This window comes from Streptomyces sp. NPDC059037, assembly GCF_042740015.1.
Classification (GTDB): Bacteria; Actinomycetota; Actinomycetes; order Streptomycetales; family Streptomycetaceae; genus Streptomyces.
Map to the genome: position 1 here is coordinate 1 of NZ_JBHYIG010000385.1, position 7,899 is coordinate 7,899.

A 7,899-nucleotide genomic window follows, 5' to 3' on the forward strand; every position below is an offset into this window, starting at 1 on the left:
CCCGGCGCGGGACCCGATGCAGGGCCCGGCGCGGGACCCGATGCAGGGCCCGGCGCGGGACCCGATGCAGGGCCCGGCGCGGGACCCGATGCAGGGCCCGGCGCGGGACCCGATGCAGGACTCGGCGCAGGACCGGGTGCGGGACCGGGCGCAGGACCCGACGCAGAACCGGGCGCAGAACCGGGCGCAGGACCGAGTGCAGGACCGAGTGCAGGACCCGACGCGGACACGGACGCAGAACCAGGCGCAGAACCGGGCGCAGGACCCGACGCAGAACCGGGCGCAGAACCGGGCGCAGGACCCGACGCGGGACCGGACGCGGACACGGACGCAGAACCGGGCCCAGGACCCGACGCAGAACGGGGCGCAGGACCCGACGGGAACACGGAAGCAGAACCGGGCGCAGAGTCGGACGCGCCCCGCTGCGGATACGACGACGCCGAGGAACTGCGGACCTACGCCCTGGGTCGCCTCCACCAGAGCGAAGAGCGCTGGCAGGAAGCCCTGGGGTGCTTCTCCGGACTGTCCTCGGACCTTCTCGACGTACCCGACTGTCTCCTCTACAGCCGCGGCCGCGCCGCCGATGCCCGATCCGAGTGGTCCGGCGTGATCGACGGCTTCGGCCGGCTGCCCGACACCTACGCGCACGGCGAGGTCCGCGACCGCCGCCGTTACGCACGCGCACGCGTGGCCGCCGATCTGCGCGACGACTGGTCCGCCGTACTGAGCCTGCTGGCCGAGGTGCCCGACACGGGCCGTGACGGCGCGGTGGGCCGGCTGCGCCGCAAGGCGGAGGGGCGCCTCGCGGAGGCGGCGGGCGACTGGGCGGGGGCCTGCGAGATCTACGCACGGGCGTTCCCGGAGCAGCTCGCCCCCGGCGAAGACCCCGACCCCGCACAAGCCCTGCCCCCCGACCAAGTCCCCGACCCCGCACAAGCCCCGTCCCCCGGCCAAGACCCCGACCCCGCACAAGCCCCGTCCCCCGGCCAAGACCCCGACCCCGCACAAGCCCTGCCCCCCGACCAAGTCCCCGACCCGGCAAAACACCCCGACCCTGCTCAACTCCCGCGCCCCGGCCAAGACCCCGCCCCCGCTCAACACCCCACCCCCGACCAGGAACCCGCCCCCGCTCAACACCCCACCCCCGACCAGGAACCCCGCCACCTCCACCGATACGCCCTCGCCCGCACCCACGAGCTCCGTGGGCTCTGGGACGACGCCCTCGCCGCCTACCGGGCGCTGCCTGACAGCTGGGCCGATGTCGTCGTCCGGCGTGGGTACGCCGAGGCGCGGATCGCCGAGCGGGGGGCCGTGAGCGCGGGCGAGTGGCAGGGGGTCGTGGATGCGTTCGCCGCGGTGGCGGCGGGGCCCGGGGGGTTCGGTGATGCCGGGCCGCGCAAGCGGTACGCGCTCGTGCGGCTCGCCGAGGCCGAGGGGGACTGGCCGCGGGTCCGTGCGGAGGCCGACGCGCTCGGCGGGCAGCGGGACGCGGCCTCGCTCGGTGCGTACGCCCGGGGCCGTATCGCCGCCTCGCACCAGGAGTGGCAGCAGGCCGCCGACGCGTTCCGCGCGTGTGCGGGGCACGGGGACGCGGAGGCCCGACTCGCCTATGTGGAAGGGCGGTTGCTGGAGGGCGCCGGGCGGTGGAGCGATGCCGTCGCCGCGTACGAGCGGGCCGGCGGCGGCCTCGACCGGGCCGATGTGCGGTGCCGCAGGCTGCGGCGGCTGCTCGAACTGCTGCCCTGGGCCGACGGCCTCACCCGTGCCCCGCTGGTCGCCGACCCGTTCGCGTCGAGCGACCCCACGTATCCGTACTTCGCGCTGCGGGACGCCGGCGTCGATCCCGGCTCCTCCATGGACGCCGTCAGCGACGCCTCGTACACGCTCCTCGAACGCGGCGGCATGACCTGGTCGGAGCGGGTCGCCTGGGACCGGCTGCGGCTTCCGGGGCGGCGGCTCCAGCTGGACGCGCTGCTGTACCGGTGGCACTCCCCCGCCGCGCTGCGCGACGCGATGGCGGAGCTCTCGCCGGACGACGGGGCGGGGCTGCTCGGCGACCTGTGCGAGCGGTTCCCCGAGGACGCGCCGCTGCTGCTCCTGCTCGCCAGGGACCGGGAGGCCGCGGCCGCCGAGTGGGAGCGGCGGCTGCGGGACGCACCCGGCGACATGGCGGTCGTCCACGGCCTTGCCGCGGCCCGGCTCTGGCAGGCTCAGGAGCTGGAGCAGAGCGGGGCGTGGGAGCACGCCGTGGGGGTCTGGGAGTCGGCGCTCGCCTACTGGGCCGCGCTGCTGAGCGACGACGAGTACTGGGACGGCTGGCGTGCCGAGCGCGCCGCCTGCTACGGCCGGGCGCTGCCGGGCGAGGACATGGCCCAGCTGCGCCTCGAGCTCAGCCAGCACCTCTTCGGGCAGCTGGCCGCGCACGAGCAGCGCCACACCGAGCAGGAGCGCCCCGAACAGGCCGCCGCATACGAGGAGTTGGCCGCCCTCCTGGAGGCCGAGCTGGGCGCGGCCCGCGTACTGAAGGACATGGGCGGTCTGCCGAACGTGCCGGGCGCGGGCACCGCACCGCTCGCCTGCGGGCCCCGCTATCTGCGGCTGCTGCGCCTGGAAGCTCCCCTCGGCGCGCTCGCCGCCACCCTGGACGCGGCGGCCCGGGAAGGGAAGGACCCCGGCGAGTACGCGGTGCGCCAACTCCGGTGGGCCTTCTCGGAGTTGGCGCCGGGCTTCGTCCTCTGCGAGGTGCACAAGTTCGACGGCGCGCTGCGTGCCCTGCCCGCCTTCGCCACCCTCACCACGCTGCCCGACGACTGCGCGGGCCCGGCGTCGGCGGCCGCTCCGGACAAGCACATCGAGGCCTGCGGCCACTGCCAGGACGTACTGCTCCGCAATCCGGCGTACGTCCAACTGCCGGATCGGCACGCCAAGTTCCTCCAGGACGGGGTGGAACTCGCCGTGCGGGTGCGCCTCTCTCTCGCGCGCACCGCCCTGACGGACGGCGAGGGAGGACTCGACCGCGCGCTCGACGAGTGGGCGGAGCTGGTGCTCGTATCGCGCCGGGCGGGCATGCAGGCCCGCGCCAAGAAGGCGGTCGTCGGCACGGTGCTCGGCCGGGTCGAGGCACTGGTCGACACGGGCGGCGCGCAGCGCGGCGAGTGCCTGGACGAGGCCGTCCAACTGGTCGAGCGGGTCCCTGCGGCCCTGCACCCGCTCGACCGCGACCTGGTGGACCAACTGAACGCCCGGCTCTCGGCGTTGCTGTCCATGCGCGGCGTCTGGCGCGGCTACACCCGGACCAAGTACGGCATGCGCTCCGACCCCTACGGCGCGGAAACCGACCTGCGGCGCGCCCTGCAGCTCAACCCGGCGTCCGGCCACGCCCGCGACAATCTGGCCCGCGCCCTGGTCTTCACCCTCGACGCGAACACCACCACGATCCCGGGCCGCCTGAAGATCCTCCACGAGGCCCTGGGGCTCCTGGACGTGGGCCTCGGGCAGGCCCTGACGCACGGCTACCGGGAGACGCTCGGCGAGGCACTCGACGAGCTGGAGCGGCTACTCGCCCGGGATCTCGGGGTCGAGGGACTGCGCGAGCTGATGCTCAGCGTCAGCGAGGAGGAGGCGCCGGACGAGAGCCGACTCGGCGTCTGGGCCGGTGTGTTGACGGACTGGGCGGAGGATGCGCTGGCCCGGGGCGACATCCGCCGCGCCCTGCACCATCTGATGCGCGCCACCCGCGCCGACCCGATGAACGGCCGCATCCGGCGGGCGCTGCTCGACACGGTGCGGCGCTGGTTCGACGAACTGACCGCCAAGAACGAGGGTGAGGAGAGCGACGGACCGTGATCAAGGATCCGGAGACGAACTGGGACGGCGGCCCCTTCCCCTACGACGCGCTCGCCGAGGTCGGCGTCACCCCGTGGACGACCCACGCCGCCCTCCAGGACATCTCCTTCGAGCTGCTCGCCCGGCGCCTGATGACACCGGTCACCCAGCAGGCGTGGGACGACCTGAGGAGCGTACGCCGCAGGATGCTGGCCGAACTCCTCCTGTACGACGTGGACTTGACGGACGGCATGGCGCCCCCGGAGGCGACCGCCCGCCCCCTCGACGACCTCGTCACCTTCGACATCTGAACCGACCGAACCCCAGAACTGCTGAGGAGCCGCCTTCGATGAGCGCGCAGGACCCGGCCCCCGCGGCGACCGCCGCCCGTCTCGCCCACGAGAAGTCCGTGGCCATCGCCGCGCGCGACGCCGCCCACCGCGCGCTGACCGAGCAGCTGCTCCTCGTGCTCGCCGACACCCTGGACTCCTTCGACCGGCTGCTCGCCGACGCGGCGGCCGCCGACCCGGAGTCGTACCGCAGGAGTCTGGAGCTGATGGCCCGCCAGGTGGAGACGGCCATGACCGGGCAGGGCGTCGAACCGGTCGGGCGGATCGGCGAGCGGGCCGAGCCCGCGACGCACCATGTGGCCGAGGTCCGTGCCGCGCCCGGGGCGGCCGACGACGAGGTCCTGGAGATCGTGCAGCGCGGATACCGGTACCGGGGGCAACTGCTGCGTGCCGCCCGGGTAGTTGTCGCCGTGACCGGCGACGCCGAGCAGGAGACGGAGCGTACATGAAGGCCATCGGCATCGACCTCGGCACCACGAACAGCGCGGTCGCCGCCCACGATCCGCACGGCGCGGACATCGTGGTGCTCACCAACAGCAAGGGCGAGCGGCTCACCCCGTCCGTGGTGGGCCTGGCGACACGGCAGGGCAGGCCGCCCCGGCCGCTGGTCGGCGAGGACGCGCTGAACTGGGCGATCAGGCAGCCCAAGGACACCGTGGTGTCGGTGAAGCGCCTGATGGGCCGGCATCTCACGGATACCTCGGTGGCCGAGGCGCGCGGCCGCCTGAACTACGAGATCGTGGCGGGGCCCGACGACGACCCGCGCGCCCATGTGGTGCTCGGCGAGGAGACGCTGACCCCCGCGGAGATCTCCCGGATGATCCTGGAGAAGCTCGTCCAGGACGCGACGCGGACCCTCGGCGAGCAGGTGACGCACGCCGTGATCACCGTGCCCGCGTACTTCCGCGACGCGCAGCGGGCCGCCACGCGCGAGGCGGCCGAGCGGGCGGGCCTGGTGGTGAAGAAGATCGTGGACGAGCCGACGGCCGCCGCGGTCGCCTTCGGCCTGAACAAGCCGGACGGCGAGCGCAGCCGGGTCCTGGTCTACGACCTGGGCGGCGGCACCTTCGACATCTCGGTCCTGAACGCGGTCAAGGACCGTGATGGCAACAGCCAGTTCCAGGTGCTGCGTTCGGCCGGCGACATCTGGCTCGGTGGTGACGACTTCGATCTCGCCGTCGTCGACCGGATCATCGCCTGGATGCGCGATGAGCACCATGTGGACCCGTCGGGCGACAAGGCGTTCCTCTTCCAGGCGAAGAAGGCGGCCGAGCGCGCCAAGCGGGAGCTGAACGACCAGGACGAGACGTACATCGTGATCCCGGCGGCCTACCGCAGCCAGAAGGGCGTGCTCGACGTCGAAATGGCGCTCACCCGGGCCGAGTTCACCGCGATGATCGCGCCGCTGGTGTCGAGGACGATGGACCTGGTGACGCAGACCCTCGGCCGCTACGAACTGGCCACCACGGACATCTCCGACGTGCTCCTGGTGGGCGGCGGCACGCTCACCCGTCCGGTGTACGAGGCGGTCGAGGCGTACTTCGGCAAGGACAAGGTCCGCAGGAACATCGGCCCGATGGAGTGCGTCGCGCTCGGCGCGGGGGTGCTCGCCGAGACGCTGGACGGCGTGGAGTGCCCCGATCCGGAGTGCGCGAAGGTCAACGAGGACTCCGCGCAGGCCTGCGTGGACTGCGCCCGGAGTCTGGTCAACGCGCGGCCGGTCGGTTCGACGGGCCTTTACGAGTCGACGCCGATGGCGATGGGGATCGCCGCCGTCAAGGGCTCCCAGCGCGATGTGTTCGTGGAGATCATCCCGGCCGGGTCGCCGTATCCGCTGCCGGAGCCACGGCAGCGGACCTTCCACGCGACCGACAGCCGCCGCATCCGCGTCCCGGTCTACGAGGGCGACAGCAAGGTGGCGAGCGAGAACCACGAACAGGGCGTGGTGGAGTTCGATCTGCCGCAGGAGATCGAGGTCAACCGGCACGTCGACGTGTCGTTCAACTACTCCTCCGACCGCATCATCACCGTACGCATCAGTGTGCGCGGCACGGACATGACCCTGGAGGCCACCCCGAACCGGGAGCGGCCGCTGACGCCGCCGCCCGAGACGGGCGCGGAGGTCGACAGCCATGTGCTGCGCGAGGAGCTGGGGTACGCGGAGCGGGAGGCCGACGACTTCCTCAAGCGGTTCGGCGCCTATGTCGAGCCCGTGCAGGCGATGAAGGTGCGCCGGGACATCGAGCAGGCCCAGCAGGCGGCGGCGATGGGCGACAGCGGCGAGTACAAGCGGCTCACGGAGCTGCTGCTCGACGACGTGTTCCACCAGTGCGGTCTGGCCAGCCAGTTCCGGCAGGCCGAGCTGGCGTCGGAGGGGGCGCCGCGGGACACGGTCCGGCAGATCAACGAGGCGGTCGACATCGTCAAGCAGGCCCACCGGCAGGGCAATCGCGTACAGACCGCGCAGCAGGCCCGCAATCTGCGCAGCCTGGTGGCGGTCGCGCAGGCGGAGCGCCGGGTGCAGTCGCTGCCCGACCGGCCCGACTACGGCGGGATCCTCCAGGTCGGGGAAGACACGGTCGACGGATGACGTCAGGACAGCGGCGGGCCCCGGTGCATCTGGGGGTCGACTTCGGCGCCACGGGCCTGCGCGCGCTTTTCGCGCCGCCCGGTGAGCCGCCGCGGCGGCTCGACGCGCCCGCCGCGGGATGGCCGTGGCTACTGTGCGAGCCCGCCGTGACGGGGGTGCTGCCCGTCGCCTTCCCCAGCCTCAAGAGCCGGGTCGGCGGCCGGCGCCGCGGGCCGGTCCCCGGCACGTCGACGCGGCCGGAGGAGCTGGTGTTCCGGATGCTGCGGCTGCTGCGGGAGCGGGTGGAGTCGGAGACGTCCGGGACCGTCGCGCAGACCGTGATCAGCGTGCCCGCGTCCTACCAGTCGGCGCAGCGGTCGGCGCTGCGGGACGCGGCGCAGGAGGCGGGGCTCGCGCCCGCGCGGCTGATCAGCGACGCGATGGCCGCGGTGATCGGGCACACGTCGGAGCGGGACAGCGGCACCTTACTCGTCTACGGGATGGGGTACGAGGGGTTCGAACTCGGCCTGGTGCGTGGCGTGCGGGGGCACTACCGCGCGCTCGGGCACGAGGGCGCGGCGACGTCGGGCGGGCGCGCCTTCGACGGGGAGATGCTGGGCGCCGCCGTGCGGCTGCTGCGCAGGCACCGGGGTCCGGGCTCGGTGGCGGATCTCGACGCGAAGGTGTGGTTCGGGCTGCGGGCGCGGGCGCAGGAGGCCCGGGAGGCGCTGAGCGTGCCGGGGAGTCCGGGGGCCGCCGAGCTGTCCCTCGACGTCGGCGGTGGCCCGCCGCTGGAGGTGCGGATCACCCGGCAGCATCTCGACGCGTTCCTCGACCGGCATGTGCGCAGGACGCTCGACCGTGCGACGACGCTGCTCGACCAGTCGGGGATGACGTCGGCGGACGTCGACACGGTGCTCCTGACGGGCGGCGGCACCCTGATGGAGCAGGTCGCCACGGGGGTCGCGGCGCTCGGCCGCCGGCGGGTGCAGGCGCCGCCCGACCTGCTCGCTTTGGGGGCTTTGAAGCACGCGGCGCGGCTCGCGGGAGGCGCGGCGGGGGGGGGGGGGGGCGCGGGGGGGGGGGGGGGGCCCCCGCCCCCCCCCCCCCCCCCCCCCCCCCCCCCCCCCCCCCCCCCCCCCCGGCGGGCGCCGC

5 protein-coding genes are annotated in these 7,899 nt (G+C 74.0%); all 5 read left to right on the forward strand.

Annotation, left to right across the window (positions count from 1 at the left end):
- The first annotated feature begins 606 nt into the window (after positions 1–606).
- On the forward strand, positions 607–3,846 hold the full coding sequence (locus ACFWY6_RS42555; protein WP_384702396.1) for a hypothetical protein: 3,240 nt from the start codon (positions 607–609) through the stop codon (positions 3,844–3,846).
- Entirely contained in the window at positions 3,843–4,136 is a 294-nt protein-coding gene (locus ACFWY6_RS42560) for a hypothetical protein (protein WP_384702399.1), read from the forward strand. Before ACFWY6_RS42555 ends, ACFWY6_RS42560 begins: the two co-directional genes overlap by 4 nt.
- 38 nt (positions 4,137–4,174) lie before the next feature.
- Positions 4,175–4,624 (forward strand): nucleotide exchange factor GrpE, encoded by a 450-nt coding sequence (locus ACFWY6_RS42565; RefSeq protein ID WP_384702402.1) that lies wholly within the window; start codon positions 4,175–4,177, stop codon positions 4,622–4,624.
- Positions 4,621–6,765 carry an Hsp70 family protein gene (locus ACFWY6_RS42570; protein WP_384702405.1) on the forward strand — a complete coding sequence of 715 codons (2,145 nt, stop codon included), beginning with the start codon at positions 4,621–4,623 and terminating at the stop codon, positions 6,763–6,765. Before ACFWY6_RS42565 ends, ACFWY6_RS42570 begins: the two co-directional genes overlap by 4 nt.
- Positions 6,762–7,899: Hsp70 family protein (locus ACFWY6_RS42575; protein WP_384702408.1), on the forward strand; the 1,138-nt coding region annotated here is incomplete at its 3' end. The genes ACFWY6_RS42570 and ACFWY6_RS42575, both read left to right, overlap by 4 nt.